The sequence below is a fragment of the Streptomyces oryzae genome, assembly GCF_017676365.1.
Taxonomy (GTDB): domain Bacteria; phylum Actinomycetota; class Actinomycetes; order Streptomycetales; family Streptomycetaceae; genus Streptomyces; species Streptomyces oryzae.
This window is the reverse complement of record NZ_JADKMA010000099.1, coordinates 1-26,227: the sequence shown is the minus strand read 5'-3', so window position 1 is coordinate 26,227 and position 26,227 is coordinate 1. Positions and strand designations below refer to the sequence as shown.

Annotated in this window: 26 protein-coding genes; 15 read left to right on the top strand and 11 right to left on the bottom strand. The window is 70.0% G+C overall.

What is annotated here, in order from left to right:
* Positions 1-35 precede the first annotated feature (35 nt).
* Complete coding sequence (locus ITI46_RS19705; protein ID WP_247746252.1) at positions 36-1,007, top strand: alpha/beta hydrolase family protein; 972 nt, start codon at positions 36-38, stop codon at positions 1,005-1,007.
* A 41-nt stretch (positions 1,008-1,048) separates the two neighbouring features.
* Positions 1,049-2,125: an endo-1,4-beta-xylanase gene (locus ITI46_RS19700; RefSeq protein ID WP_209240987.1), complete on the top strand. Its 1,077-nt coding sequence runs from the start codon at positions 1,049-1,051 to the stop codon at positions 2,123-2,125.
* 121 nt (positions 2,126-2,246) lie between these two features.
* Here ITI46_RS19700 and ITI46_RS19695 read toward each other — a convergent pair whose 3' ends face one another.
* The 4 genes from ITI46_RS19695 to ITI46_RS19680 form a co-directional block, all read right to left on the bottom strand.
* Positions 2,247-4,016, bottom strand: a complete 1,770-nt coding sequence (locus ITI46_RS19695) for a mannitol dehydrogenase family protein (protein ID WP_247746251.1) — start codon at positions 4,014-4,016, stop codon at positions 2,247-2,249.
* Between the two features lie 73 nt (positions 4,017-4,089).
* Positions 4,090-5,313: a D-mannonate dehydratase ManD gene (manD, locus tag ITI46_RS19690; RefSeq protein WP_209240986.1), complete on the bottom strand. Its 1,224-nt coding sequence runs from the start codon at positions 5,311-5,313 to the stop codon at positions 4,090-4,092.
* On the bottom strand, positions 5,313-5,606 hold the full coding sequence (locus ITI46_RS35535) for an NAD(P)-dependent oxidoreductase (RefSeq protein WP_209240991.1): 294 nt from the start codon (positions 5,604-5,606) through the stop codon (positions 5,313-5,315). The genes manD and ITI46_RS35535 overlap by 1 nt, the downstream gene beginning before the upstream one ends.
* A 107-nt stretch (positions 5,607-5,713) precedes the next feature.
* Positions 5,714-6,733 carry a LacI family DNA-binding transcriptional regulator gene (locus ITI46_RS19680; protein ID WP_209240985.1) on the bottom strand — a complete coding sequence of 340 codons (1,020 nt, stop codon included), beginning with the start codon at positions 6,731-6,733 and terminating at the stop codon, positions 5,714-5,716.
* 315 nt (positions 6,734-7,048) lie between these two features.
* On the opposite strand from ITI46_RS19680, the gene ITI46_RS19675 reads away from it, so the two are divergent.
* The 5 genes from ITI46_RS19675 to ITI46_RS19655 all read left to right on the top strand — a co-directional run bounded on the left by ITI46_RS19675 (position 7,049) and on the right by ITI46_RS19655 (position 9,698).
* Positions 7,049-7,366: a hypothetical protein gene (locus ITI46_RS19675; protein WP_209240984.1), complete on the top strand. Its 318-nt coding sequence runs from the start codon at positions 7,049-7,051 to the stop codon at positions 7,364-7,366.
* Between the two features lie 151 nt (positions 7,367-7,517).
* Positions 7,518-7,784, top strand: a complete 267-nt coding sequence (locus ITI46_RS19670) for a hypothetical protein (protein WP_209240983.1) — start codon at positions 7,518-7,520, stop codon at positions 7,782-7,784.
* 119 nt (positions 7,785-7,903) lie between these two features.
* Entirely contained in the window at positions 7,904-8,521 is a 618-nt protein-coding gene (locus ITI46_RS19665; protein ID WP_209240982.1) for a TetR/AcrR family transcriptional regulator, read from the top strand.
* 113 nt (positions 8,522-8,634) lie between these two features.
* The gene (locus tag ITI46_RS19660; protein WP_307808242.1) at positions 8,635-9,087 is read left to right on the top strand and encodes an SRPBCC family protein; all 453 of its coding nucleotides are present in this window, start codon (positions 8,635-8,637) and stop codon (positions 9,085-9,087) included.
* Between the two features lie 98 nt (positions 9,088-9,185).
* Complete coding sequence (locus ITI46_RS19655; protein ID WP_209240980.1) at positions 9,186-9,698, top strand: glycine-rich domain-containing protein; 513 nt, start codon at positions 9,186-9,188, stop codon at positions 9,696-9,698.
* A gap of 23 nt (positions 9,699-9,721) precedes the next feature.
* Here the strand turns inward: ITI46_RS19655 and ITI46_RS19650 are convergent, their stop codons facing one another.
* From ITI46_RS19650 to ITI46_RS19625, 6 genes are all read right to left on the bottom strand, one after another.
* On the bottom strand, positions 9,722-11,746 hold the full coding sequence (locus ITI46_RS19650; protein ID WP_209240990.1) for a CocE/NonD family hydrolase: 2,025 nt from the start codon (positions 11,744-11,746) through the stop codon (positions 9,722-9,724).
* Positions 11,747-11,770: 24 nt separating this feature from the next.
* Positions 11,771-13,057 carry an ATP-grasp domain-containing protein gene (locus ITI46_RS19645; protein ID WP_307808241.1) on the bottom strand — a complete coding sequence of 429 codons (1,287 nt, stop codon included), beginning with the start codon at positions 13,055-13,057 and terminating at the stop codon, positions 11,771-11,773.
* A gap of 119 nt (positions 13,058-13,176) precedes the next feature.
* On the bottom strand, positions 13,177-14,700 hold the full coding sequence (locus ITI46_RS19640) for a peptide MFS transporter (protein WP_209240979.1): 1,524 nt from the start codon (positions 14,698-14,700) through the stop codon (positions 13,177-13,179).
* Entirely contained in the window at positions 14,697-16,142 is a 1,446-nt protein-coding gene (locus ITI46_RS19635) for an NAD(P)/FAD-dependent oxidoreductase (RefSeq protein WP_209240978.1), read from the bottom strand. Before ITI46_RS19635 ends, ITI46_RS19640 begins: the two co-directional genes overlap by 4 nt.
* A gap of 72 nt (positions 16,143-16,214) precedes the next feature.
* Positions 16,215-16,787, bottom strand: a complete 573-nt coding sequence (locus ITI46_RS19630) for an XRE family transcriptional regulator (RefSeq protein ID WP_209240977.1) — start codon at positions 16,785-16,787, stop codon at positions 16,215-16,217.
* 63 nt (positions 16,788-16,850) lie between these two features.
* Positions 16,851-17,522: a TetR/AcrR family transcriptional regulator gene (locus ITI46_RS19625; RefSeq protein WP_209240976.1), complete on the bottom strand. Its 672-nt coding sequence runs from the start codon at positions 17,520-17,522 to the stop codon at positions 16,851-16,853.
* A gap of 72 nt (positions 17,523-17,594) precedes the next feature.
* Here ITI46_RS19625 and ITI46_RS19620 point away from each other — a divergent pair, with 72 nt between their 5' ends.
* Positions 17,595-19,124: an FAD-dependent monooxygenase gene (locus ITI46_RS19620; protein WP_209240975.1), complete on the top strand. Its 1,530-nt coding sequence runs from the start codon at positions 17,595-17,597 to the stop codon at positions 19,122-19,124.
* A 208-nt stretch (positions 19,125-19,332) separates the two neighbouring features.
* Positions 19,333-19,740 (top strand): RidA family protein, encoded by a 408-nt coding sequence (locus ITI46_RS19615; protein ID WP_209240974.1) that lies wholly within the window; start codon positions 19,333-19,335, stop codon positions 19,738-19,740.
* 42 nt (positions 19,741-19,782) lie between these two features.
* On the opposite strand, the gene ITI46_RS19610 is transcribed toward ITI46_RS19615, so the two are convergent.
* Complete coding sequence (locus ITI46_RS19610; protein ID WP_209240973.1) at positions 19,783-20,703, bottom strand: ornithine cyclodeaminase family protein; 921 nt, start codon at positions 20,701-20,703, stop codon at positions 19,783-19,785.
* Between the two features lie 125 nt (positions 20,704-20,828).
* On the opposite strand from ITI46_RS19610, the gene ITI46_RS19605 reads away from it, so the two are divergent.
* The 6 genes from ITI46_RS19605 to ITI46_RS19585 form a co-directional block, all read left to right on the top strand.
* A complete protein-coding gene (locus ITI46_RS19605; protein WP_209240972.1) occupies positions 20,829-21,521 on the top strand; it encodes a GntR family transcriptional regulator in 693 nt (230 codons plus the stop codon).
* A 115-nt stretch (positions 21,522-21,636) separates the two neighbouring features.
* Complete coding sequence (locus ITI46_RS19600) at positions 21,637-23,166, top strand: sodium-dependent transporter (RefSeq protein ID WP_209240971.1); 1,530 nt, start codon at positions 21,637-21,639, stop codon at positions 23,164-23,166.
* A gap of 2 nt (positions 23,167-23,168) precedes the next feature.
* Positions 23,169-23,300 carry a hypothetical protein gene (locus ITI46_RS35530; protein WP_280634791.1) on the top strand — a complete coding sequence of 44 codons (132 nt, stop codon included), beginning with the start codon at positions 23,169-23,171 and terminating at the stop codon, positions 23,298-23,300.
* 55 nt (positions 23,301-23,355) lie between these two features.
* Positions 23,356-24,468, top strand: a complete 1,113-nt coding sequence (locus ITI46_RS19595; RefSeq protein ID WP_209240970.1) for a mandelate racemase/muconate lactonizing enzyme family protein — start codon at positions 23,356-23,358, stop codon at positions 24,466-24,468.
* 127 nt (positions 24,469-24,595) lie between these two features.
* A complete protein-coding gene (locus ITI46_RS19590) occupies positions 24,596-25,288 on the top strand; it encodes a VC0807 family protein (RefSeq protein WP_209240969.1) in 693 nt (230 codons plus the stop codon).
* A 109-nt stretch (positions 25,289-25,397) separates the two neighbouring features.
* On the top strand, positions 25,398-26,227 hold an 830-nt coding region (locus tag ITI46_RS19585; RefSeq protein WP_307808240.1), incomplete at its 3' end, for a thaumatin family protein.

The following is a 26,227-nucleotide window of genomic DNA, read 5'->3' as shown; positions in this document are numbered from 1 at the left end:
CCACCACCCCCACCCCCCACAAGGAGTGTGTTCGGATGCCCATGAACAGACGGACCCTGCTCGGTTCGCTGCTCGGCCTGGGCGTGGCCGGAACAGCCGGTACGGGCGCCTCGTTGCTCGGCGCCGCACCGGCGTACGCGCTCGATGGCGCACCGGCCCGCACCGCCTCCCCGCGACAGGCGCCGACTCAGGAATTCGCCGTCGGCGTACGGGAGTTCCACTGGAACCGTGGCGACCGCCAGCTGTTCACCAAGGTCTTCTACCCGGCCGCGGGCAGCCCCGGCGGCGTCCCCATACCGGACGCGCCCCTCGCCGACGGCGTCTTCCCCGTCTGCGAGTGGAGCCACGGCCTGGGCGGCAACTCCGACAGCTACGGCTCCCAGACCCACGCGGCGGCCTCGGCGGGCTTCGTCGTCCCCGCGCCCACCTTCCCCGCGAGCAGCCCTCAGGAGGTCTACAACGGCAATCAGTCGCGGGACGTCTCCGAGGTCATCACCCGCACCCTCGCGCTGAACGACACATCCGGCGGGCCGTTCGCCGGACGTATCGACACCGCGGCCGGCGTCGGCGTCGCCGGTCACTCGCTGGGCGGCATGACCACCCATGGGCTGCTCACCGCCTGGCCCGACGACCGGATCGTGGCAGCCGTCCCGGTCGCCTGCGTGGACATGGGCGACCCCGCCGGCCAGGTCGACGCCAACGTGCTGTTCATTCACGGCGACCGGGACGGCACCTGCCCCTACTCCTCCGCGCGCCAGGCGTACGAGGAACTGCGCGCGCCCAAAGCGTTCCTCACCCACCTCGGCGCCGACCACGGCTCCTACCTGGTCCCCGACTTCCCCACCTTCTCCCAGACCCAGAACACCTTCCTGGACTGGCTGCGCTGGAGCCTCTACGGCGACACGGCCGCCCGCGACCGCCTCGCCGGCGATGCTTCGGCCCCCGGCACCTCATGGGAGGCCGCACTCGCTGCCCGGACCCACCGGACCAGCGGAAAGCACAACTAGAGCCGCCTCCCTCCTCCCCCCAACAAAGCCAAGGAGCAGCAATGAGAACGAAGAGAGCGAAGGCAGCGACGACGAGCGGGACCTCACGCATACGACCGCGTACGCGCCCCCTGCGCAAACGCGCCCGGACCGCGGCGGTCGGCGTGCTGACCGGCGGCCTGGCGGCGGTCAGCGTCCTGACGACGGCCGGAACCGCCCAGGCCGCCGACACCCTCGGCGGCGCGGCGGCCCAGAGCGGCCGGTACTTCGGCGCCGCCGTCGATCCCGGCCACCTCGGCGAGGGGGACTACGCCTCCGCGCTGAACCGGGAGTTCAACAGCGTCGTGGCCGAGAACGCCATGAAGTGGGACGCCACCGAGCCGAACCAGGGGCAGTTCAGTTTCGGCGCCGGTGACCAGGTCGTCAGTCACGCCCGCAGCAAGGGCATGAAGGTACGCGGCCACACGCTCGTCTGGCACTCCCAGCAGCCGGCCTGGGTCCGCGGCCTGACCGGTGACAGCCTCCGCAGGGCCATGATCGGCCACATCAGCGGTGTCGCGGGCCACTACCGCGGCCAGATCTCCTCCTGGGACGTCGTCAACGAGGCGTTCGAGTGGGACGGCAGCCGTCGCCAGTCCAACCTCCAGCAGCAGCTCGGCAACGGCTGGATCGAAGAAGCGTTCCGCGCCGCCGATGCCGCCGATCCGGGCGCCAAGCTCTGCTACAACGACTACGGCACCGACGGGATCAACGCCAAGAGCGACGCCATCTACCGGATGGTCAAGGACTTCCGCAACCGCGGCGTGCCGATCGACTGCGTAGGGTTCCAGAGCCACCTCGACTCGAACGCCGATCTGAGCACCTACCGGCAGAACCTCCAGCGCTTCGCCGACCTCGGCGTCGACGTCGAGATCACCGAGCTCGACGTCGGCGGCTCCGGCGCCGCGCAGGCCCGGGTGTTCCGCGACGTCACCGCCGCATGCGTGGCCGTCTCCCGCTGCACCGGCATCACCACCTGGGGCGTCACGGACAAGTACTCCTGGCGCTCCCAGGAGACCCCGCTGCTCTTCGACAGCGCCTACCGCAAGAAGGCCGCCTACGGCGCGGTGCTCGACGTGCTCAACGGCGCCCGCAACTGAGCCGCCGGGGGCCGAGCAGCGCATAGCGTCACCCGTGCGCCCCCGATCGATCCGGAACGAGGCGACGTTGCGCAGGTCAGCGGCCTGCGCAACGTCGCCGGGCTCGGAGGCTTGCTGTCTTTCAGGGTTGCGTGGGGGCCGTGGCATCGCTGGGGTCGGTCGGCTTCCGGCCGACCGTCTCGGGTGACAGCCGTACGGCGATGAGGCTGATCGCGCCCATGAGCGTCACTCCGGCGTACCGGTAGCGGGCGCCGAAGGAAGCCGGGAAATGGCTCATCTGGACACCGACCGCGCCGGGGCTGCGGAGGCCCACGTCCTTGGGGCGGTGCGGTGCCCGAGGGAGGGTAGGGCCCGCTCGGGCCCGGCGCTCAGGGGGTAACTGCCGCTTCGGCGCTTCGGCGGCTGCCGTTCGGGGGCCGTGGGTGTGGATGAGGTCGATGAGTTCGCCGGCCCGGGTGGCGAAGTGCGGATGGTGGGCCAGTTCGTCGCCGAGGAGGCCGTCGTCGAGCACGGCCGCGGCGAACGACGGGCCGTCAGTGGTGCGGGCGCGCAGGGTGCCGAGGCGTTCACGCGCCGGGTCGGTCATGGCCGCCGCGTGCTCACCGGGGTCGAACCCGGCGCGCGGGGCCAGACAGCACAGGTAGGCGGCGAGGGTGAGGGCGAGATGGTGCGGCATCCGTCCGGCCCGCAGGTGGAGCAGCGCGGGCTCGGGGATCCGCTGCCGCAGCTTGGCCGAGCCGTCCGAGCCGACCTGCCGGGTGCGGTGCCCGAGCGCTGAGTTGGTCCAGCGGGTGAAGAGCCGGTCCACGTACGTGCCGAGGTCCACGCCGTCGGGAACGGTGAGGCTCGGCAGGTATTCGCGCCACAGGACGGAGCGGGCCGCCTCGGCGACGAAGGGCCGTGCGGTGGCTTCCGGGATGGTGTCGCATCCGTCGAGGGCGCCGAGGTAGGCGATGAGGGAGTGGGTGCCGTTGAGCAGCCGGACCTTGAGGAGTTCGTAGGGCTCCACGTCGTCGGCGAACAGCGCGCCGCCGGCTTCCCAGGCCGGACGGGAGGCGGCGAAACGGTCATCGAGTACCCACATGGTGAACGGCTCGGCCGGAACGGGGACTTCGTCGCGTACGCCGGTCGCGTCGGCGACGGCAGCGCGATCGCCGTCCGTCGTCGCCGGGACGATACGGTCGACCATCGTGTTGGGGAAGGTGACGTTCCCCGCACCGATCCAGGCGGTGAGCTCGTCGCGTTCGCCGGCGGGCAGTCCGGCTATGAACTCCTCGACGAGGCGGCGCGTGTGGTTGCCGTTGCCGACGAGGTTGTCGCAGCTGAGGACGGTGACGGGGGCGCCGTGTGTGGTGGCCCGCTGCTGGAGGGCGCGCACGATGCGGCCCAGGGCGGTGTGCGGTGCCGTGCGGTTTCCGCCCAGGTCGGACCGGACACCGGGGTGGTCCAGGTCGAGGCCGCCGGTGCGGGGGGAGTAGGTGTAGCCGTGCTCGGTCACGGTCAGGGAGATCACCCGGGTCCCGGCGGCGGCCAGGGCCCGCTGTACCCGCTCCGGCTCACGCGCCGCCACCAGCGCCCCCGTATGCACCCCGGGGATGGTGCAGCGCAGCCCGTCCGGGGAGACTTCGGCGACGGTGTAGCGCAGATCCTGGGCCCGCAGCGCGTCGGCCACGGCGGTGGAACGCCCGGCCACGCCCAGGACTCCCCAGGGTCCCTCCTGGTGGGCGAGCGCCGCGGCGGTGTAGACGGCTTGGTGTGCGCGGTGGAAGTTGCCGAGGCCGAGGTGGACGATGCCGGTGTCGTCCGGGCCGAGGGCGCGGTGGTGCAGCAGTGCACCGGACGGCGCTGTGCCGGCGGTCAGGGGAACGGTACGGGCGGCGGCTGTGCTCATGGGGGCAAGGTCCTTGCGGCGGGGGTCACCAGCGGAGGGTGCACCGGACGGGGGCAGCAACGGGGGCGAGGGTTCACCAGTCGGTCATGGAGCCGTCGCGGCGGCGGGCGACGGGCAGGTAGGCGGGCTGGTACGGGTACCGGGAGGCGAGCTCCTCGTCCACCTCAACGCCGAGCCCTGCCGCCTCTCCCGGGTGCAGATGCCCGTCCTCGTACGACCAGGCGTGCCGGAATATCTCGTGCACCAGCGGGTCGTAGCCCATGTACTCCTGGATGGCGAAGTTGGTTGTGGCCAGGCCGAGATGGAGCGAGGCGGCCAGGGCGACGGGCGAGATGTCCGAGGGGCCGTGCGGGCCGAGCTGGATCTGCCACACGTCGGCGAGAGCGGCGATACGGCGCAGCTGGCTGATGCCGCCGGCGTGGCTGACGCAGCAGCGCACATAGTCGATGAGCTGCTCGGTGATCAGGCTCTGGCACTCCCAGACCGTATTGAAGACCTCACCGATCGCCAGCGGCACGGTGGTTCTGCCGCGGACGGTGCGCAGCACCTCCTGGTTCTCGGCCGGGGTGACGTCCTCCAGCCAGAACAGGCCGAGATCCTCCAGGGAACGGCCCAGCCGCGCGGCCTGGTTGGGGGTGAGCCGGTGGTGGGCGTCGTGCAGCAGCCCCACCTCGGGGCCGACGTGGGAGCGGACTTCCTCCAGCACCTTGGGCGCGTGGCGCAGATACGCATCGGCATCCCAGGTCTCCTCGGCGGGTGCGATGCCGCGTCCGGCTGGCTCGTACGCGGTGCCGTCCCTGGTGACGCCGTAGACCACCTCCAGGCCCGGGACCCCCGTCTGCACCCGTACCGCCCGGAACCCCTCGCCGAGCCGGGCGTCGATGGAGTCCAGCACCTGCGGAACGTCCCAGCCGGTGGCGTGGGTGTAGGAGAGGATCCGGTCGCGTACGGCGCCGCCGAGCAGTTGGTAGACCGGCTGCCCAGTGGCCTTGCCCTTGATGTCCCACAGGGCCAGGTCCACCGCTCCGACCGACGTCATGGTGACGGGACCCCTGCGCCAGTAGGCGCCGCGGTAGAGGTACTGCCAGGTGTCCTCGACACGGGCCGGGTCACGTCCGATGAGCAGCGGGGCCACATGGTCGCGGAGGTAGGAGGCGACGGCCAGCTCACGGCCGTTGAGGGTGGCATCGCCCCAGCCCACGAGCCCCTGTTCGGTGGTGACCTTGAGGGTGACGAAGTTGCGCGTGGGGCTGGCGACCAGGACGTCGACGGCCGCGATGCGGTCGGGCTTGCTCATCAGGGGTACTCCACGATGTTCATGAGCTCCTCGCCCGCGGCCAGCCGCCGGATGTTGGCGGCGATGTCGGCCGCACGGGCGGAGAACGTGTGCCGGGTCAGGCCGCTGGAGTGCGGCGTCATCAGGACGTTGGGCAGGGTGTGAAAGGGGTGGCGGCTGGGCTGCCGCCGCTCGCCCGGCGCGGACGGGTAGGCGTACCAGACATCCAGCGCCGCCCCGCCCAGCTGTCCGGAGCGCAGCGCCTCATCGAGCGCGTCCTCGTCGACGACCGGATCTCGAACTCCCCTTTGCAGGCCGGGAGGTTGGGGCGCTCAAAGCTGGCCTCTTCGCGCGAGCAGCTGACGCATGGGTGGCTCCTGTGGGCTGTCGGTCGAGGGCCGGGCGAGCGGGTGGGTGTGATTCAGGGACGAGCGAGCTGCGCGGTCCGCGCGGGCACCGGTCCTGTGGAGCCGCGGACGTGGAGCTGGGTGGCCAGCCGCAGCGTGTCGGCGCGGGGGCCGCCGGCGCCGGACAGGGCGGTGGAGATCCGTTTCAGAGCGCTCGCCGCGGCGCGCGCCATCGGTACGGAGATGCTGGTGAGGGCCGGGTGCGAGACCTCGGCGAAGGGGATGTCGTCGAAGCCGACGACGCTGAGGTCCTCCGGCACCCGGACGCCGAGGGCGCGGGCACCCGCGACGATGCCCATGGCCACGAGGTCATTGTGCGCGAGCACCGCGGTGGCGCCGGAGGCGACCACGCCGGCCGCCGCAGCGTTGCCGCCGGCCACGGTCTCCGACTGCCGCCCCAGCACGTCGAGTTCGAGGCCTGCCCGCGCAGTCAGCTCCTGGGCGAGTCCGACGCGGTGGGCATTCGACCAGGACCGTGAGGAGCCCTGCACATAGGCGAGCTTCCGGTGGCCGAGAGCGGCCAGGTATTCGACGGTCTGCCGCAGCCCGTCAGCGGCGTCGGCAAGTACGCAGTGGGCCCGGTCGGTCTCCCGGTTGACGAGGACCAGCGGGGTGTCACCGGCCAGCCCGATCACCTCGTCGGCCTCCAGGCGCGGAGAGCAGACGACCAGCCCCGCCGCACGGTGCCGCAGGTGTGCGAGCAGTTCCCGCTCGTGTCCGGGGTCGAAGTCGGTGTCGGCCAGGACGACGGCCAGCTGACGGTGCCACCCCTCGTGCTGGGCACTCTTGACGAAGGAGCCGAAGACGGGGTTCGCGACATCGGGGACGATCACAGCGACGGTGTCCTGCGCCTCGTCCGCGGTCACCGCGCCCGCGGCGCGGCCATGGGGCGCTTCATAGCCGAGCTCCCGAGCGGCTTCGACAACCTTGCGCAAGGTTTCCGGCCCCAGGCGATCGGGCTCGCTGAATGCCCGGGACGCCGTGGACAGTGCAACACCTGCATGCTTGGCCACATCCGTAAGGGTGGGGGCCATATCACCTCCTGTGGGGAATCACGTCGCCGGCTCACTTGTGGCACTGGGTGGCCGAGCGGCCGACCTCATGTTCGGCAATGTTGCGCGAACTTGTCAATGGATTGCCGAACGCGACTCACGAGCGTCCCCGCTCAGTACGCGCGGTAGTGGCCCTGCCCCCTCCCCGTGCGTCAGGGAGGCCCTGATAGACCTGTCGGTCAACTGCCCGCCCCGCATGGAGGCTTGTGCACAGTGATCTCACCGGCCCTGCCAGGCCGCGGCCCGAGCGGTTCCACGTCGGCGTCCTTGCTTCTCGCCGCCGCCTCGGCCTTGGCCATGGCTTTTGTCCTGTACCTCAACGGCGAGGACAACCGGACCATGTGCGACAACCGCCCGGTGGACGTCCCGTGGTCGCGGGTGGTGCTCACCTACGGGAGCCTGGCGGCGGCGCTGGCTGCGCTCTTCATCGTCGGCCGCCTCTGGTGGAGGAGGCGCGGTCTGCCCGTACGGTCACGGGGCTCGCTCGCGATGCTGATCGTCACGGGGCTGCTGGTGGCGATGGCCGGCCTCACCGTCGTCTCCACGCATCAGCTGCTCGACGGGGCGGAGAGGTCTCGGCAGCCGAACAGCCTCGTGCTCTGCACCGGCGTATGAGGCTCGTGCGCGGCCACACAATGAGTGATCCACGCAGCGCCGCGCGGGTGAATGTCGGGCGGTGCAGGTGAGTCCGCCGGGTGCCATGGGGCGCCCGGGCGGAACATCGCACGTGCCATCCGGCCCGAGTGGCGAGCAGTCAGGAGAAGCGATGGACACTTTCACGAAGAGGTTCGGACGACTGGCGGGAGTGGGTGCGGTCTGCGGCGCCGCCCTGCTGTTCGGCGGCGCAGGCCAGGCATCCGCCGATGCGCCGAGGTCCGGGAAGATGACGGCGACCGCGCCTTCGGAGAGCGGCCGGCCGGCGGCCGCCTCCAGCACCTCGGACAACGACAACGTCCACGTCCGGAAGTTCTCACCCCCGGCGAGTGCGATGAACGCGGTGGCGCGGGCGGCAAGCATCCTCCGGCCCGCTTGAAGTCCCGAGAGTTCGCCTGGGATTTCGGCTCGGCGGCCCGGCACCCCGCAGGGTGCCGGGCCGCCGCCGTGCAGGGCTGGGAAGCGCCCGCGGTATCCGTGTGTGGTAGCACTGCGCACATGAAGGACAAGCCGACGGAACGCGCTGGTTATCACCACGGCGACCTGCCCGCCGCGCTCACGGCGGCGGCGATCGAGCTGCTGGACGAGCGCGGGATGGACGGGGTGACCGTACGGGAAGTCGCGCGCCGGGCAGGGGTTTCCCCCGGAGCTCCGTTCCGGCATTTCGCCGACCGGCAGGCGCTGTTGACGGCGGTCGCCGACCGGATCCTGGTCGACTTCGCGCAGTGGCAGCTCGGCATGGTCGAGAGCATGGACGGTTCCATGATGCGGGCCTTCGGCCTGGGCTTCATCCGTTTCGCGATCCGCCACCCGCGCCGCTTCGAGCTGATCAGGAGCCGGGTGTTCGGCTCCAGCCAGCCCGCCGAGCTGCACCAGCGCCTCTCCGACATCGAGCAGGTCTACACCGACATCATCGTCGCCGAGCAGAAGGCCGGGGTGCTGCGTCCTGGCGACCCCGCGATCGTGGGTCTTGCGGGTCAGGCGATCGTCTACGGGCTGTCGCAGATGATCACCGACGGGTATCTGCCGCCGGACCGGGCGGAGCAGCTGGCCGAGCAGGTGCTGGACACGTTCGGGCTCGGCATCGCCAACTCCCCTGGCCCCGGGGAGCCTTGACCCCCACCCTCCGTACTGATGTAATCGATGATTACATCGGTTGGGAGGCTTCGATGCCCGTACCGCGCCCGTCACGCATACCGCGATTCCCGGTCCCCGCAGCCACCGGTACGGTGGCCATCAGGACCTCCCCGGCTGCGGCGTACCGCGTCGTCAGCGACCCGCCCGTCCTGATCCGGCTCGGCGAAGAGGCCCACCGCGCCCGCTGGCTGGACGGAGCGACGGCCTCCGCGGTGGGCGCCAGGTTCCGGGGCCACAACCGCAACGGCCTCCGGCGCTGGGTCACCACCTGCCGTATCACGGACGCCGATCCGGGCCGGTGCTTCGGCTACGAGGTGACGGCCCCGCCGGGGGTCCCCATCTCCCGTTGGCAGTACGACATCGCGCCCGCGGCCGAGGGCTGCACCGTCACGGAGACCAACTGGCTGCGGGTGCCCCTGTGGTTCATTCCGTTCGCCATCCTGATCACCGGTGTCGCCGACCGCATCGGCGCCAACCGCGCCCACATCGGCGTCACTTTGCAGCGTCTCAAGCAGTACCTGGAGTCGCCGTCGGCCCGGGAGTGAGCGGGTGAGCAGACTCCCGCCCCGGCCCGGTCAATCCTGGCAGGCCGAACGGCCGAGGCGGGCGCCAGTGCAACCACACCAGGAAGGAAGGCACGCACATGCACGATGTACGCCACTTGATCGCCCCTGATGCGTTCAGGGGTGTTGTCGCAACGGTCATGGACAACAACCCCGGCATGGATGAGCCTACGGCCGCGCGCGCCGTGGAAGAAGCCCTGAAGTTCGTCGTGGCCGCCGCGAAGTTCCCGACGGAGCCGATGCGGCCGCTGCGCCTGGTCGACGAGGGCTGGCACGCCCTCATCCTGCACACGGCGCTGTACGCGAAGCTGTGTGCGCGCCTCGGACGCTTCGTGCACCACCATCCCGACGGGCCGGACACCACCGATCACGTCTCGGACGGGCACCTGCGGACCGTCGCCCTGATGGAAGAGGCGGGGCTCAGTCCGGACCGGGACCTGTGGACGGTGCCCTCACCGGTCCCGGTGGGCGCTTCGGGAGGCAGGCGCCGGCGTGGCGGTTCGGGGAGCTGCTCCACTTCCTCCTGCTCCTCCTGCGGCTCTCAGTGCGGCTCGTCGTGCGGGTCCTCGTGTGGCGGGGGAGGTGGCGACTAGGCCGCTGCGCGGGGCGTGTCCCGTCAGACATGATCCCGGGGGATGGTCCACTCCCAGTTGCGGGACCGCACGCGGCGGTTGTCCTCGTAGGCATCCAAGGTGGCGTGCAGATGGAAGTGCGACGTATCGGAGGTCAGCACGGTGCGGGTGGTGGTGTGGACGTCCCAGCCGTCGCGGGCGAAGCCCATCACCCACTCGATCTCCCCCCGCACCGACCCGAAGTCGTCCCCGGTCCAGCTGTAGCGCTCGAACGCGCGGCGGGTCACCCGCAGGTCGATGTCCTCCATGTACATCACACCGAGATCCTTGACGACCTCCAGCGCCGACTCGTAGTCGACCAGATCACGCGAAACCGTCCAGCGGTGCTCACCGGGCCGGATCACCGTGCTCGACAGCGGCGGCGCGCCTTCGGGGTCCCCGAACAGCGGGGTCGGCAGCTCGTCGGGTTCGGCGAGCGCGCGGATGGGCAGTTCCAGCTCGCTCTCGGCCGGATGCACGGTCAGCCGCACCGGTTCCGGCGGCGGCCACGCCAGCGGCCAGTACGAGGTCGACAGGGCGATCCGGATCCGGTGGCCCGCGGGGAACGCCTGCGCCACGCCGTTGAGCTGGACGCCCACGCGGTACCGCTCACCGGGGACCAGCGCCTCGGGCTCGGCGTGCCCGTTCCGGTGGGTGAGGTTGAGCAGCCCGTACGTCGCCCGCGTCGCCCGGCCGTCCGGTGCGACGTCGGAGAGCCGTACCGCGACCATCGCCACCGGGCGGTCCACCTCGAGCGTCGCGTACAGCACAGGGCCGCCGAGTATCTCGCAGCGCTCGGCCAGCGGCTCGCTCTCGAAGACCAGCGAACCGCCGTCCTCCTCGCGCTGGTCGTAGGGCAGGTCGGGAGGCGCGTTGTAGGAGCACCACTTCCCGGCGAACTGGCCGACCGACAGCGGCGACTCCACGTTCAGCGGCGGCGACTCCAGCCGCTGGCCGGGCTGTCCGATCCGGTGGTCGCCCAGTGGATACCGGATCCGTTCCACATGCGGCGAGAGCCACTTGGGCTCCCCCACCCAGCGCCCGGGACGCTCTTCGTAGGAGGTGGACGGCGGCACGCTCTCCTGCATCCATGTGCACAGCATCGGCCCGTCCATCACGCCGTTTTCCTCGTCCTTGAGCCAGTAGTCCCACCAGCGCACCAGTTCCTGCAGGAAGCCGATGGCGGGGCCGGGCACGCCGAGGTGCGGGTACTTGTGCGACCACGGGCCGATCAGCCCGCGCCGGGGGACGTTGAGCCGTTCCATCAGCCGGAAGACGGCGTTGGAGTAGCCGTCGGCCCAGCCGCTCACGGCCAGCACCGGGCACGCGATGTCGGTGTAGTCCTCACACACGGAGCCGTGCTGCCAGTACTCGTCGCGCCGCTGGTGGTTCAGCCACTGGGCCAGCCACGGGCTCATCCCGTCCAGCCGCTCGTACCACAACTCCCGCCACTGGGAGCCGACCACCTGGGGGTCCGGCGGGCAGGAGGTGTAGGCGAACATGGTGGAGGCCCAGGAGAGGTTGTCGCTGAGCAGGCACCCGCCCATGTAGTGCACGTCGTCGGCGTAGCGGTCGTCGCTGTAGCTGAGCGCGGCGACCGCGCCGAGCCCCGGGGGGCGGCGCGCGGCGAGCTGGAGAGCGTTGAAGCCGCCCCAGGAGATGCCCATCATCCCGGTGCGGCCGTTGCACCAGGGCTGCTTGGCCATCCAGGCGAGGACGTCCTCGCCGTCCCTGAATTCCTGTTCGAGATATTCGTCGGTGAGCAGCCCCTCGGAGTCGCCGCTGCCGCGCAGATCGGCGCGTACGCAGGCGTAACCGTGCCCGGCGATATAGGGGTGGTTGATCGAGTCCCGCAGGGCGGTCAGATCGCGTTTGCGGTAGGGGATGAACTCCAGGATCGCCGGGACCGGTTCGGTGTCGGAGGAGAGCGGCCGCCAGACGCGCGCGGCCAGCCGGGTGCCGTCACGGGCCGTGATCCAGACGTGCTCCTCCTCCTTGATGGCGTGGGGGGAGGAGCTGACCGCTTTCAGTCCCGCAACCCGCATGCGGCTCTCCTACTCGTCGAACTCGAACGGCAGCAGTTCCAGGCAGCGCCGGTACTTCTCGTGCAGCTCGGACTCGTCGTCGGCGCCGAGGTAGAGGGCCGCCAGCTCGTAGCTGTAGCTGTCCTGCGAGGGCAGGTCGGACAGCCGGCCGCGCTCCTTCGCGATGATGTCGACGATCGTGTCGGGCATCTCGCGCCGTACCCGCGCGATCTCGTCCTGGCCGGGGCAGCGCCGTACGTACGCGTCCGAGAACCGCCGCAGGAACCACTTCGCGGCGACCCGGTAGGGGCCCTGGCGGAACGGCAGCATCGGCTCGTGGCCGAGCGCGAGGCTGATCATGCACTGGTAGTTGGGCAGGCCGTCGACGTACTCGAAAAGGGGCGCGTGCGACTGGGACAGCCGCGGGTTGACCTCGACGATGTTGATCCGGTCACGCTCCTGGTCCCAGAAGAATTCGATGTTGAACGTTGTATTGTCCAGCCCGATCTGCCGTACGACCCGGCTGGTGACGTCGATCAGCCGCTCGGTGACCTGCGGCGGCGCCGAGGACGGGTACTGGTACCGCAGGAAGCTCGATGTGCCGGGGTACAGGTGGGAGTCGATCACCCCGTACACATGGACCTTGCCGTCCCGGCTGTAGCCCTCCACCGTGATCTCGTGGCCGCAGATCTCCTCCTCGGCCAGACATGCCTGGCCGCCGGCCTTCGCCACCTCGGGCGGGAGGTCCACCATCGCGAGTACGCAGTCGAACGCCTCTCCCACCCGGCTGATGCCCTTCCGTATCCGCTCGGCCGCATCGGCGAACTGCTCGGGGTTCTCCGCCTTGAACGCCAGCTCGGAGGAGTAGGACTTCACCGGCTTGAGCCACATCGGGAAGGCCGGCCCCGACGGCGGCTCCGGGTTGTCGAGGTCCACCAGGGCGAAGGGCGGGTGCGCTGTGCAGACCTTCTGCTGTTCCAGGCGGCTCCAGTACTTGTTCTCGCACTTGAGGACGGCTTTCAGCGGCGCTGACGGCAGACCGTGGCGCCGGCACAGGATCGGCACCATCGAGCTGACCGGAAAGTCCCAGTAGCCGACGATCGCGTCGATCGGCTCGTCGAAGGCATCCAGCCTGCTCTGCGCCTTCTCCAGCAGGTCGTGCAGCGGCACGGGCGCGCCGTGCATCAGCTCCTCCCGCCCGAGCAGCGCGTGGAAGCGGCACCCGGCGAGGAGCGGGAGGTCGTGCAGGAGCTTGCGGTTACGCTCGTCCAGGCCCAGCACGAAGACGTTTTCCGCCCTGCCGCCCATAGCAGACATATAGGACATTTTACGCCCGGTCTGCTCGCCCCGCATGCCCGCTCGGCGGCACTGGCCACCGGCGCCGGTCAGCAGTGTGGTCAGCAGTGCTGGTCACCGGCGCCGGCAGGCGGTGCCGGTCAGTGCTCCAGGCCCGACGTCAGCAGACGTCCCAGGGGCCTGCGCGTGGCGAACAGCGTCAGGCCGAGACCGATGCCGCACACGGCGGTGAGCGAGAAGTAGGACGGGTTGCTGATCGCGGTGAACAGCTGGCCGAGCAGTCCCGCCAGGGAGGAGCCCAGGGCGAGCGTGAGGAAGTTCAGGCCGACCATCTGGGAGCGGAACTTCTCGGGGCCGATCTTCGTGGCCAGCGACAGGCCGATCGGACCGACGAAGACCTCGGAGGAACCGGCCGCCATCATGAACAGGAGAATGAGGACGAGCGGGATCTCCGCGTCCCCGGTGGCCTCGGAGATGACGAGCAGAAACAGATAGGCGCAGCCGATCTGGGCCAGCCCGATGGCGACCTTGGCCGTCGGCCCGGGCTGGCGCTCTCCCAGCGTCTTCCACATCCGGGCGATGAGCGGCGTGATGAGGACGGCGGCCAGCGGGCTGACGGTCGTGATCCAGGCGACCGGGAACGTCCAGCCGCCGATGTGCAGATCGATGCGTTCGGTGATGAGGATCGAGATCGCGGTGAACTTCTGGAACAGGAAGCCGAAGTAGATCCCCGAAGCCAGGAACAGCGGCAGGTAACCGAGGATCCGCCGGCGCTCGTCCCTGCTGACCGCCGGTGCGGTGGTCATGGTGAGGAAGTAGCCGGCGGCCGCGATCAGCGAGGCGAAGGTCACCACGGTGGACAGGTTCTCCGCCCGGAGCAGCCCGGTGGCGAAGGCGGTACCGACGGCGGCGAGGAAGGCGACGGCCGCCAGCACGGCGAGCGGACGACGGTTGGCGGGCAGGGGGTTGTTGATGGTCCGGGCGCGCTCGGGAAGCCGTTTCATCGAGGTGATGTACTGCACGAGCGCCGCGCCCATGCCGATGGCGGCCAGCCCGAAGCCGTAGTGGAAGCCGAGTTCGTTCTGGACCAGACCGGTGGTGAGCGGGCCGACCACCGCGCCGATGTTGATCGCCATGTAGAAGTACGAGAAACCCGCGTCCCGTTCGCGCTCGTTCCCCTCCAGCACGAAGCCGACGATCGAGGTGATGTTCGTCTTCAGCGCGCCCGTGCCCAGGACGATGCACACCAGGCCGGCACCCAGCCCGGCGAATCCGGGCGCGAAGGCGAGCACCACATGCCCGGCCGTGATGACGACGGCGCCGTACAGCACCATGTTCTGCGGGCTGACGAGCCGGTCGCCCAGCCAGGCGCCCAGCACCTGGGACAGATACACGGCGCCGCCGTAGGCGCCCACGATGCCCGAGGCGACGGCCGGGTCCAGGGCGAGGCCGCCCTTCGCGAGCGAGTAGAGCAGGTAGAACGAGAGAATTCCCTGGAGGCCGTAGAAGGAGAAACGCTCCCACAGCTCGGTGAAGGCCATGTTCCACAGGCCCCGCCGCAAGGGTGGTTCAGGCCGTGTGCCCGGCTTCTCCCGCGTCCCGGATCCGGTCGCCGTGGTGTGGGTGCTGGTGCTGGTGCGGGCGTGGTGCGGTGTGGTTCTCATTCGCTGAGTCCTGCCAGTCGTGAGCCGAAGCGGGCGATGAGGGACGTGTTCTGGGAGTGCCGGCGCTCCTCCCACCGGTCGGCGACACCGAAGAGGCGGTACATGCCGTGGACGCCGAGCCAGCGCAGCGGTTCGGGCTCCCAGCGCCCGGAGTCGTGGTCGTTCCAGGGCAGCCGGGTCAGCGCGGTGCTGCGGCCGGCTGCCCGGTCCAGGAGGGTCCTGGCCGCGAGGTGGGTGGCTGTCACACCGTGCCCGGCGAAGCCGCGCGCGACGCCGATCCTGGTCGCGGGGTCGAAGGTGATCCCCGCACACCAGTCGCGGGTCACACCGATGGCGCCCCGCCAGGCGTGCTCGATGGTGAATTCCACGTCGGGGAAGAACAGCCGGAGCCTGTCGCGCAGGGTGCGCACGGTACGGGCGTCCACGCTGCCCTGGCCGGGAGTGCCGGAGTTGAAGGCGTAGGGGGTGCCACGGCCGCCGATGGCGATGCGGTCGTCCGCTGTGCGCTGTGCGTAGACGAAGGTGTGCGCGGCGTCGCCCAGGCATTCCCGGCCCTGCCAGCCGATCCGTTCCCAGACGTGTCCGGGCAGCTGATTGGTGACGACCATCGAGGAGTTGACTGGGATGACCTCGCGCTTGCCCAGGCCGTGGGCGTCGCCGTCGACCTCGCCGGAGTACGCCTCGAGGCAGGTGAGGATGGTGGTGGCCGGTACGGTCCCGCGCGGGGTGAGCACGGCGCCGGGCGCGATCCGGGTGGCTGGTGTCCCCTCGACGATGCGGACGCCCTTGGCCGTCACCGCCGCCGCGAGGCCCTGGACGAGTTTGCCGGGGTCGACCCGCGCGGTGGTGCGGGTGAGCAGACCGCCCAGCGCGGGGCGGATGTCGATCCGCTTCTTGACGGCGTCGGCGTCGAGGAGTTCCAGGTCCTCCGCGCGGTATCCGGCTGCGAGGTCAGCGGAGTGGGCGTGTTCGAGCCGTTTCATGGCAGCCGGGGTGGTGGCCACCCGCAGGTGTCCGCCCCGGTGCTGGTCCGCCTGGATCCCCTCCTCCTCGAGGGTGCGCAGCGCGTCGTCGACAGCCCCGTTCATCTCCCGCTGGAAGGAGGCGACGGCGGCGGTGCCGTCCTGCCCCCGCCGGTGTGCGGCCCTGGCGTACACGGCCCGGTTGCCCGGGATGAGCGGTGAGAGCCAGCCGCCGTTGCGTCCAGAGGCGCCGTAGCCGACCTCGCGGGCCTCCAGCACGAGGATCTTCGCTTCCGGACGGTCCACGGCTGCGTGATAGGCCGCCCACAGCCCGGTCAGGCCGCCGCCGACGATGACCAGGTCCTGCTTCTCGCGGGGCAGTTCCGCGACGGCCCGGTCCCGCGACGTGCCGGCCGTCCCCTCCGCGGTGCGGAGTGCCTTCATCCAGTGCGATATCTCGCCGTTTCGGTATGCGGTCATCGTGCCTCCAGCCGTGGACGGCGAGTGTGCGGAGCGGTGCTGCGTGGGGGATTCAGTGCTGGTCAGTGGGATTCAGTAAGTGGGGGGCGCGATCGCCCACAGGACCCTGGCCTCGTGCGTGCCGGTGATCTCCACGACGCGGTGGGGGTCGCTGCTGAGGTAGTGGAGCGAATCCAGCGCTGAGAGCCTGTGGCGCTGGTCCCGGACCCACACTTCGACCTCGCCGGACAGCACCAGCAGCAGCTCTTCCGAACTGCCGTGGGTGTAGGGCTCGACGCCGGTGGAGCCGCCGGGCCGGAAGTGGCCGAGCAGCACTTCCAGGTGGTCGAAGGACCCGGGCGTGAGCTTGATCTTCGTGGCGCCCTCGCCGAAGGACATGCCGTGGGCGTCGCGGAACCGCAGCACCGGGGCCGCCGCTGACCCACTCTGCTCGAAGAGGTCCCCCACGGTGAGCTTGAGGACCTCGCACAGCCGCTGAAGGGTACGCACGCTGGCGTTGACCTGGTCGCGCTCGACCTGGGAGAGGTACCCCTCGGTGAGGCCGGTCCGGTCCGCCACGTCCTTGAGCGTCAGATGGAGGGCCCGTCTGCGGCGGCGGAGCCGGGAACCGATGCCGGAACGGGAGTCGGGCTGGGCATTCGACATGGGCGGGAACCTAACAATGGTTCGCCCGCACCACAATGCATCATGGCAAAATCAAAGTTTTCTTTAGTGGCGACGAGGTGGTGCCAGCAGGGGCAGCCACACCTCGTCCACGATCTCGACCATCGACTCGTCAGGCACCGCGTCCAGGGTCATCAGCATGTCGTGACGCAACAGGTCGAACGGCAGGTTCACCACGCGGGACGAGCGGGGCTCGTCGGGCAGTTCGCCGCGCTCGACGGCGCGGGCGACGATCTGCTCGAAGGGCGTCGCCCCGCCCGGCGGGCGGAGTGCGTCGCGCAGCTCGCTGAAGCTGGTGCCGGCGGCGCGGAAGTGGTCCATCAGCTGCACGCCGAGCAGCGTGGTCATGCGCGCGCGGAGCGCGTTGGCGTTGCGCAGGACGCCGATCGCGTCCTCGCGCAGGCTGCCCGTGTCGGGCACCGCGACCGGCTGCCAGAACTTGGTGAGGGTGGCCAGCAGCAGGTCGTCGCGCTGCGGCCAGCGCCGGTAGAGCACCGGGCGGCTGGTGCCGGCGCCGGCGGCGACCGCCTCGTACGTGAAGCCGGGGTATCCGCGCTCGACCAGTACGTCCCACGCGGCGCGGAGAATCGCGTCCTCGAGTTCGGCGCCGCGCCGCCGGGAAGCGCCGCCGGTACGCCGGCCGGTCTCCCGCGCCCCCTCCGTACCGCGCCGGTCCGTACCGCGCCCGCCCTCGGTCCTCTCGGGCTTTGGATTCATTTGCGTATCTTATCGCGGCGGCCTACGGTGACGCCGTTAGATACAGCTGCGTATCCTAAGGCGGTCTCAGCGATGTACGACGTCATCATCGTCGGCGGTGGACCCACCGGCCTCTTCCTCGCCTGCGAGCTCCGCCTCGCCGGGGCCAGACCTCTGGTGCTGGAACGGCGGTGGGAACCGGACCCGGCGGACAAGGCGCACGGCCTCGCCGGGCAGGTCGTACAGCTGCTGGACAACCGTGGCCTGTTCGAACGCTGCGGGGGCAGAGGAGTGCCGGAGCCCGCGCCGGGCTTCTTCTTCGGCGGACTGCCGTTGCCGCTGCGCGCGCTCGGCAAGGAGAACCCGATGTATCTCCTGCCGGTCAGCCAGCGCGACCTCGAACGGGTGCTCAACGAGCGGGCTGCCGAGCTCGGCGCCGAGGTCAGGCGGGGCTGGAACGTGCTGTCCTTCAGCCAGAGCGAGGACCAGGTCGACGTCGCGGCCAGCGGTGCGGACGGAGCCGGGAGCACGCTCACGGCCCGGTATCTCATCGGCTGCGACGGCGGCGGCAGCCTGATCCGCAAGCAGGCGGGGATCGCCTTCCCGGGCACCAGCGACGACGACATGGTCGACCGGACGGCACTGATCGGGCCGAGCGACCTCGTCCGGCCGGCCCCCGGAGGACGCGTCGTGATCGACGGCCTCGGCGAGATACCGGCGGCGTTCCACCGCACCGAGCGGGGCGTCTTCACCATCCTCGCGCACGATCCGGAGCGGCCGTTGGTCAGCACGACCGAGTGGGAGGAGCACCCGGCAGGCGACTTCCCGGGGCCGGGTACGCCGATGACGCTCGCCGAGATGGAGGCGAGCGTCGAGCGGGTCCTCGGAGTGCGCCTGCCGCTGTCGCCGCCGCCCGAGGGCGCGCCCACACTGCTCCGCCGCATGTGCGGCCGCAACTACCGGCTCGCCGACCGCTACCGCGAGGGCCGCGTCCTCCTCGCCGGGGACGCCGCACACGTCAGCCACGGGCCGACCCTGGACACCGCGCTGCAGGACGCGGCCAACCTCGCCTGGAAACTGACCGCCACGCTGCAGGGGTGGGCCCCTGAAGGTCTGCTGGACAGCTACGGAACCGAACGCCGCGCGAGCGGCGAACGTGTGCTGATGCACACCCGCGCCGGGACCGCGCTGCTGGCACCCGGAGACGAAGTCACCGCGCTGCGCCGGCTCTTCAGTGAACTCCTGGGCAGCGCCGAGACCTTGCGCACGGTCGCCGCGCTGACGGCGGGCGCGGATGTCCGCTACGACATGGGCGAGGAACACCCCGCCGCGCCCACCGGCTGGTTCGTGCCGCCCCTGGACCTGACCACCGACGACGGACGCACCTGCCGCCTCGCCGAACTCCTGGGCGACGCCCGCCCCTTGCTTCTCGACCTCACCGGCGGCAACGACCTCGCCGCCACCGCGGAACCCTGGAGCGGCCGGGTGCGCCGCGTGACGGCCACAGCCGGGGACGCCCCGGCGCCCGCACTGCTCATCCGGCCCGACGGCTACGTCGCCTGGGCAGGCGCGGACCCCGACGGCCTGAAGGCAGCCCTCACCCGCTGGTTCAGCCCGGACTGAGCGACCGAGAAGATCTCCCGAGCCGGAGGGCCGGCCCGCCGCACGTCCGCTTCGTCGCGCGAGGCTTTGAACTGCTTGGTCACCATACGGTTCCCCAGTCACCGAAAAGTGCGTTCTTCCATGTCAGCGACCGCTCTCTTATGGTTTCGAAGTAACCACAAGAGAGCAAGCGCGCCGCGGCGCGCCCTCATGGCAAGGAGCCGGCATCATGCCCATCACCCTGGTGAACCCCAGCGGACTGCCGAAGATCGACGCCTACCGGCAGGTGTCGATCGCGACCGGCTCGAAGCTGCTCTTCACGGCGGGCCAGGTCGCCTGGGACGCCGACGGCGTCACGGTCGGCGAGGGCGACCTCGCCGCTCAGGTCGAGCAGTGCTACCTCAACGTCGGAACCGCCCTGGCCGAGGCCGGTGCCTCCTTCGACGACGTGGCGAAACTGACCGTCTACGTCGTCGACTGGACCCCTGACAAGATGCCGCTGCTCATGGAAGGGATCACCCGGGCGGCCACCAGACTGGGCGTCAACCCGGCACCTCCGGCCACCTTGCTGGGCATCGCCGCACTGGACGTACCCGAGCACCTGGTCGAGATCGAAGCCACCGCAGTCATCGACTGAACAGGCCCTCCAACAGGCTCTCCAACGGCGACTGCGTCGCTGTCAGGGGAGAAACTTCTCGGCCAGCAGCCGGGCGAGGGCCCAGTCCTGCACGGCGACCCCGACCGATTTGAAGACCGTGCGCTCGCCGTACGCCGCATCGGTGGCGGTCAGCGCGGTGCCGAGCTCGGTGAGGGCTTCCTTGGTGAGGGCGCCGGCTTCCAGGGCGTGCAGGATCTCGCCCGACTCCTCCAGGATCGCAGCGAGTTCGTCGATGACGACCGTGCTGTCGGCGAGCAGCTCGTCGGGCAGCTCGCGCATGGTGGGGCGGTAGGCGCCGATGGCGTTGACGTGTACGCGGGCCGGCAGCGCCGACGCGGGGAAGAGCGGGCTGGTCGTGTTGGTCGCACAGCAGACGATCTCCGCCGACCCCACGGCCGCTTCCGCGTCGGATGCGGTGGACAGCTCCACGTCGGGCAGTTCGGGTTCCAGCGCCTCGAGGAGGGCTTGGGCGCGGCGGGTGTCGGCGTCCACCACGGTCAGCCGGCGCAGCGGCCGCACCGCGTGGACGGCGCGTACCTGGTCCGGTGCCTGTGCGCCGGCGCCGATCAAGGTCAGCCGGCCGGCGTCGGACGGGGCGAGGAGATCGGTGGCGACTCCCACCACCGCACCAGTGCGCAGGGTTGTCACCGCCCCGGCGTCGGCTACCAGTTGCTCGGTGCGGCCGGTCTCGCTCCAGACCACGGTGCCCGCGATGGCGGGAGTGCGCTGGAAGTTGAGGCTCAGCGTCTTGAACATGGCGGAAGCGGTCGACCGGTGATGCGCCGACATCACCAGGAACTGCCCGTCCCGCAGTGCGGTACGGGTGGGCATCTCGAACTCCCCGCCGGCGAGATCGACGAAGCCCCGCCGAACGCTTTCGATCGCCTCGTCCATCGTCACGGCCTCGCGGATCTCGCGCTCGCCAACGTTGATGGTCTGCATGGGCACCCCACTTCTTCGTCGCCCGCGTCCGGCCGGGGGCTGGTAAGGTATTACGCCTCACTTACGGTGGCAAGAAGGCACAGGTGTCGTCGTACGGCCCGGATGTTCCGTGTTATTCATAAGGCGTGACGACTCCTCGCCCCGCGGTAACCTCCGCCCGAAGCCCGCAGCTGAAGTCGGTCAGCCTCCGTCAGCAGGCGCGGGAGGCGCTCCGTACCCGGATCGTGCTGGGCCAGATCGAACCCGGGCGGGTGGAGAGCGTCATCAACGTGGCCTCGGAGCTGGGAGTCTCCGTCACGCCGGTGCGTGAGGCCGTCATGGATCTCGCCAATCTCGGCATGGTGGAGATCATCCGCAACCGGGGCTTCCGGGTGCCGGTGCTCACCGATCACGACCTCGAAGAGATCTTCCGCCTGCGCACCATGCTGGAGGTCCCGGCCATGGCCGAGCTCGCCGAGCGGGCGGAACGGGCGCCCATGGCCCGGTTCCGGCAGCTCGCCGAGGAGATCACCGACGCCGCGCGTGTGGGAGATCTCGTCGCCTTCCTGGACCTGGACCGGCAGTTCCACCTCGGCCTGCTGGAGCTGCTGGGCAACCGCCGCCTCGTGGAGATGGTGGGGCAGTTGCGGGACCAGGCGCGCATGCGCGGGTTGCAGCAGCTGGCGGATCAGGGGGAGCTGGCCCAGTCCGGTGAGGAGCACATCGCGATCGTCGATGCCGTTGCGGCGGGCGATGGGGAGCTGACGGCGGAGCTTGTGCGGAAGCATTTGACTCATAGCCGTGGGATCTGGGCCGGCCGCGCGGAGGGTGACGCCTGACCTCCGGGTTGTCCCGCAAGCTTCGGCACCGTGTTCCGGAACGTGCACGACCCTTGCGTCTCAGCTGGTGAGGTGTAATACATTACGCGCCAACCCGGCTGAACGGAGTCTGATCATGGCGCGTCAGACATCAGACGCGAAGCGAGAGGTGTTCTCCAGCCGTTTCGCGTTCGTGGCCGCCGCCATCGGGATGGCGGTGGGTACCGGCAATATTTGGCGATTCCCCCGAGACGTCGGAGCGGGCGGGGGCGGCGTGTTCATCATCGCCGTTGTGCTCGCCAATCTGGTCTGGGCGGTCCCGCTGCTGATGGCGGAGTCGCTGCTCGGCTCCCGGAGCCGAATGGGGACCATAGGTGCGTTCCGCGCGTTCATGGGCCGCAAGTTCGCCTGGATGGGCGGGTTCATGGCCGTGGTCACCGTCGGCATCCTCTTCTACTACACGGTGATATGCGGCTGGGCGATCCGCTATTTCGTCTATGCGGTGACCGGCAAGTTCTCATCGGGCGTGGGCAAGAAGCAGACGCAGCACCTATGGGACAACTTCGTCGGAAGTCCGGCGCAGACCATCACGTTCCACGTGATCGCGGCTCTCCTCGTCGGGTTCGTGGTGCTCCGCGGGCTGAAGGGCGGCTTCGAGAAGGTTCTCAATTTCACCGTGCCGATGCTGTTCGTCGTCCTGGTGCTGCTCGCGGTCCGTGCGATGACCCTGTCGGGCGCGGGCGAAGGGCTGCGGTATCTGTTCGTGCCGGACTGGAGCAGGATGCTCGACGGGGAGATGTGGCTCGGCGCCTTTGTGCAGATGGCCTTCTCCACCGGAGCCGGCTGGGGCCTCTACCTGACCTACTCGGTGTACATGCGCAAGAAGGAGGACTTCGCGCTCAACTCGGGAATCGTGGTCGCAGGGAACCATCTGGCCTCGCTGCTCGCCGGAATCGCGGTCATCTGCACGGTTTTCGCGGTGCAGTCCTCGCAGTACGCGGAGGAGGCGGTCGCCGCCGGCGATCAGGGACTGATGTTCGTCTACCTCGCCGCACTGTTCGGCCAGATACCCGGAGGCACCTGGTTCTTCGGGCCGCTGTTCTTCCTCGTGCTCGTACTCGCCGGGCTGTCCAGCCTGATCGCCATGATGGAACTTGCCGTGCGCAACGTCATCGACCTCGGCGTCAAGCGGAAGAAGGCCGTTGTCGCGGTCGTCCTGGTCACGCTCGTCGGGGGTATACCCTCCGCACTCGATCTGGATGTGCTGACCAACCAGGACAACGTCTGGGGCGTCGGACTGCTGATCAGCGGCCTGTTCGCGGCAATCGCCATGATGCGCTTCGGCCTCGAGCGTGCGCGCCGCGCGCTGGATCTCACCAGCGATTTCAAGGTCGGTGCGTGGTGGAAGGTGCTGACAGGGCTGTTCCCGCTGATGTTCGCCGTGGTGTTCGGCTGGTTCATGTATCTGTCCATCACCGATTCCTCGCAGACCTGGTACGACCCGTTCCAGACATTCAGCATCGGCACGATGGTGCTCCAGTGGACGGTCCTCTTCGTCGTGATGCTGCTGCTCAACAACTTCTTCTCGCGTAAGACGGACCGCGGCTCACTCACCACCGACGGCGCCGCACAGCCGGTGCCCAGCGGCCAGGGAGAGGAGGTCTGACCGTGGATACGGAAACCGTGATCTGGACGCTGATTCTCTTCGGCGGAACCGTACTGGCCGTGGTCTGGCTCAGCTGGGCCGCATGGCGCAAGGAACAGCAAGCCGCCGAAGCCGGCGAGCAGACCGCCGAGTGAACGGTCGCGGATAAGAGGAAGCGCCGCGGCCACCCGAAAAAGGAGGAAGCCAGCAATGAAAGTGGTCGGCTTCGACTGCTTCGGCTACAACCTTCGCTATGCGCACGGCGAATACATCATGTCGGGTGGCCGTGCGGCGACTTCCGAGATCGGCACCCTGGTCCGGCTGCGCACCGACGAGGGGCTGGAGGGCTGGGGGGAGATCACGCCCCTCGGCAACCGGTATCTGCCCACCCACTGGGCCGAGGTGCGCGCCGCTCTGCACACCATGGCCCCGGCGCTGCTCGGCGAGGACCCGACCAATCTGTCCGCGATCCGGCGCACCCTGGACGGCGTACTCCTCGGCGGCGGTTACGCCAAGGCCGCCATCGATGTCGCGTGCTGGGACCTGCTCGGCAAGGTTTCAGGACTGCCGGTCGCCGCACTGCTCGGCGGCGTGCTGCAACAGGACTTTCCCCTCTACGAGGCCGTTCCCCTGACGTCGGCGGAGGAGATGGCCGACTTCGTGGTCCGCCGCGAGGAGGCCGGCATCAAGCGCTTCCAGCTCAAGGTCGGCAACGATCCACGCGAGGACGCCGAGCGCACGCGCGCCGTCGTGGCCGCGGCCGCGCCCGACACCCTGGTGGTCGCCGACGCCAACGGCGGCTGGAACCTGCGTGCGGCCCAGATCGCCGTTGCCGCCATGGCCGAACTTCCCGTCTACGTCGAGCAGCCCTGCCGCGAGACCGACGACTGCGTCTTCGCGATGCGCCATTCCAGCCTTCCGCTGGTGCTGGACGAGTCCGTTCTCGGTACGGCCGATGTCTTCCGTGCCAAGAACGAGGCGGGGGCCGTGTCCGTCAACATCAAGATCAGCCGCGTGGGAGGGCTGACCCAGGCCGCACGGATGCGCGACCTCATGCAGGACCTCGACATGATGGTCTCGGTCGAGGACACCTGGGGCGGCGACGTCGTCAGCGCGGCAGTCGGCCACCTGGCGGCGAGCACCAAGCCGGAGAACTTCCAGAACGCTTCGTTCATGAACGACTGGACCGACGGACACGTCGCAGGCCACCAGCCGCGCTCCCGGCACGGCCGCGGCGCCGCACCGGCCGGGCCCGGCCTGGGCATCACCGTGCAGACGGACGGACTCGAATCCGTCTTCCACATCTCCGGGCGGCCGGAGTGACGACGATGACGTCGTGACGTGACGTGGCGTGACGTGACTTGGCGTGGCGTGACGATGACATGTGTCATGCCGAGGTGCTGACGGTCGGTTCTACTGCGGCGGCGGGCCGGACGGCGAAGCTTGGGGCATGACGACGATCACGGTTGACCAGGGCAGGAACACCCACCAGCGCCACAAGGCATACGCTCCGCTGCTCGTGGACGTGGGGGTGCCGCTGGGCGCTTACTACCTGTTCAAGGAAGCCTTCGGGGTGAGCACTTTCGCCGCGCTGGCGTTGAGCAGCACGGTGCCGGCCGTGCGTACGGTGTGGAGCGTGGTGCGGCAGCGGCGCCTCAATGTGTTCGCGCTGCTGATCCTGGCGGTCAACGTGGTCGGCCTGGCGCTGAGTTTCGTCTCAGGCGACCCGCGGCTGATGCTCGTCAAGGACAGCGGTATCAGCAGCGTGATCGGCGTCGGTGTGCTGCTGTCCGTGGCGGCGGGCAGGCCCATGATGACCCAGGGCCTCAAGCCGTTCCTGGTCAGGAACGACCCCGCACGGCACGCCGCCTGGGACCGCCTCGCCTCCGGCGCGGTGCCCGCCGCTGCGGCCTTCGTCCGGGCCGAGAGGCGCTTCTCCGCCATCTGGGGCGCGGCACTGCTGGGCGAATGCGCCGTCAAGGTCGTGGGGGCCTACACCCTGCCGGTGGAGACGATGGTCTGGCTCGGCCCCGTCATCCTCGTCGCCGCACTCCTGCTGGCCGCCCCCCTCAGCACCCGCCTGGCAGCGCGGCCCATGGTCCGGCTGCTCATCGCCGAGTCAACGGCCGCCCCGGCCCACTGAGACCGTACCCGGCAGGCGTACGGAGGGCCGCCCGCCGGTGAACCATCCGCCGCCCCCATCCGTGATGCGTGCGTAGCCGACACCGACCCGACCCCGAAGGGCAAGCTCCGTGCGCGAGGGACCACTTGCAACGCTTCGATCATTCCGCCCGCTGCTGCTCGCCCTCCTGCTGGTGGTCGCCGCCGTGACGGCGGCGACCTCGGCGCAGGCCGGAAAGGCTTCCGGCGACCCGACGGGCGGTGCCGAGCACACCGTCACCGTGCGGAACGAGACGGATGACCGGATCTGGGTCGGGGCCACGGCCAACGCCGACGGCTCCTCGACGCTCACCGGGCTGCCCGTGCTCGACCCGGGAAAGTCCGCGGAGATCACCGTCCCGGAGCGCTCGGACGCCGGGCACTGGCGCGGCAAGTTGTTCGCCCGGCAAGGCTGTACGGGGAAGGAGGGCAGCACGTTCCACTGCGCGGTGGGCGACTGCGGCCCGTACGCCGACCGCTGCACCACGGGCGAAGAGCCGGTAAGCCTCGCGGAGTTCAACTTCGACACGGCCGACAGGGCCGCACCCTGGTACAACGTCAGCTACGTCAACGCCGTCTCGACGCCGATCACCATCACCCCCGACGGAGTGACCCCGCCCGAGAACGGCGGCGAGTGTGCCTCGGTGGGCTGCCCGACCGATCTGCTGGCCCACTGCCCGGCCGGCAATCTGTCCAAGGACAGCAGCACGGGCAAGCCGCTGGTGTGCGTCAACCCGGACCGGGACGCGAAGACCGCGTACAGCGAAGCGCTCACCAAGCAGTGCCCCACGGCGTACGCATGGTCCAAGCACGACGCCGAGCGGGGCAACCAGGTGGTGCGCCAGTGCAGCACGTGCAAGGGCCTGACCGTCACCTTCCACGGTACCGGCGGTTCCGGGGAGCCCGGCGATTCACCCGAGCC

What these genes read in the sequence shown, in the direction of transcription:
- ITI46_RS19680 (WP_209240985.1), bottom strand. Translation starts at nt 6,733, where the DNA reads ATGGCCCCCACCCTTACGGATGTGGCCAAGCATGCAGGTGTTGCACTG.
- ITI46_RS19635 (WP_209240978.1), bottom strand. Translation starts at nt 16,142, where the DNA reads ATGACCGCATACCGAAACGGCGAGATATCGCACTGGATGAAGGCACTC.
- ITI46_RS19670 (WP_209240983.1), top strand. Translation starts at nt 7,518, where the DNA reads ATGGACACTTTCACGAAGAGGTTCGGACGACTGGCGGGAGTGGGTGCG.
- manD (WP_209240986.1), bottom strand. Translation starts at nt 5,313, where the DNA reads ATGAGCAAGCCCGACCGCATCGCGGCCGTCGACGTCCTGGTCGCCAGC.
- ITI46_RS19640 (WP_209240979.1), bottom strand. Translation starts at nt 14,700, where the DNA reads ATGAGAACCACACCGCACCACGCCCGCACCAGCACCAGCACCCACACC.
- ITI46_RS19645 (WP_307808241.1), bottom strand. Translation starts at nt 13,057, where the DNA reads ATGTCTGCTATGGGCGGCAGGGCGGAAAACGTCTTCGTGCTGGGCCTG.
- ITI46_RS19665 (WP_209240982.1), top strand. Translation starts at nt 7,904, where the DNA reads ATGAAGGACAAGCCGACGGAACGCGCTGGTTATCACCACGGCGACCTG.
- ITI46_RS19695 (WP_247746251.1), bottom strand. Translation starts at nt 4,016, where the DNA reads ATGAGCACAGCCGCCGCCCGTACCGTTCCCCTGACCGCCGGCACAGCG.
- ITI46_RS19595 (WP_209240970.1), top strand. Translation starts at nt 23,356, where the DNA reads ATGAAAGTGGTCGGCTTCGACTGCTTCGGCTACAACCTTCGCTATGCG.
- ITI46_RS19620 (WP_209240975.1), top strand. Translation starts at nt 17,595, where the DNA reads ATGTACGACGTCATCATCGTCGGCGGTGGACCCACCGGCCTCTTCCTC.
- ITI46_RS19590 (WP_209240969.1), top strand. Translation starts at nt 24,596, where the DNA reads ATGACGACGATCACGGTTGACCAGGGCAGGAACACCCACCAGCGCCAC.
- ITI46_RS19700 (WP_209240987.1), top strand. Translation starts at nt 1,049, where the DNA reads ATGAGAACGAAGAGAGCGAAGGCAGCGACGACGAGCGGGACCTCACGC.
- ITI46_RS19675 (WP_209240984.1), top strand. Translation starts at nt 7,049, where the DNA reads ATGGCTTTTGTCCTGTACCTCAACGGCGAGGACAACCGGACCATGTGC.
- ITI46_RS19705 (WP_247746252.1), top strand. Translation starts at nt 36, where the DNA reads ATGCCCATGAACAGACGGACCCTGCTCGGTTCGCTGCTCGGCCTGGGC.
- ITI46_RS19625 (WP_209240976.1), bottom strand. Translation starts at nt 17,522, where the DNA reads ATGAATCCAAAGCCCGAGAGGACCGAGGGCGGGCGCGGTACGGACCGG.
- ITI46_RS19655 (WP_209240980.1), top strand. Translation starts at nt 9,186, where the DNA reads ATGCACGATGTACGCCACTTGATCGCCCCTGATGCGTTCAGGGGTGTT.
- ITI46_RS19600 (WP_209240971.1), top strand. Translation starts at nt 21,637, where the DNA reads ATGGCGCGTCAGACATCAGACGCGAAGCGAGAGGTGTTCTCCAGCCGT.
- ITI46_RS19615 (WP_209240974.1), top strand. Translation starts at nt 19,333, where the DNA reads ATGCCCATCACCCTGGTGAACCCCAGCGGACTGCCGAAGATCGACGCC.
- ITI46_RS19630 (WP_209240977.1), bottom strand. Translation starts at nt 16,787, where the DNA reads ATGTCGAATGCCCAGCCCGACTCCCGTTCCGGCATCGGTTCCCGGCTC.
- ITI46_RS19610 (WP_209240973.1), bottom strand. Translation starts at nt 20,703, where the DNA reads ATGCAGACCATCAACGTTGGCGAGCGCGAGATCCGCGAGGCCGTGACG.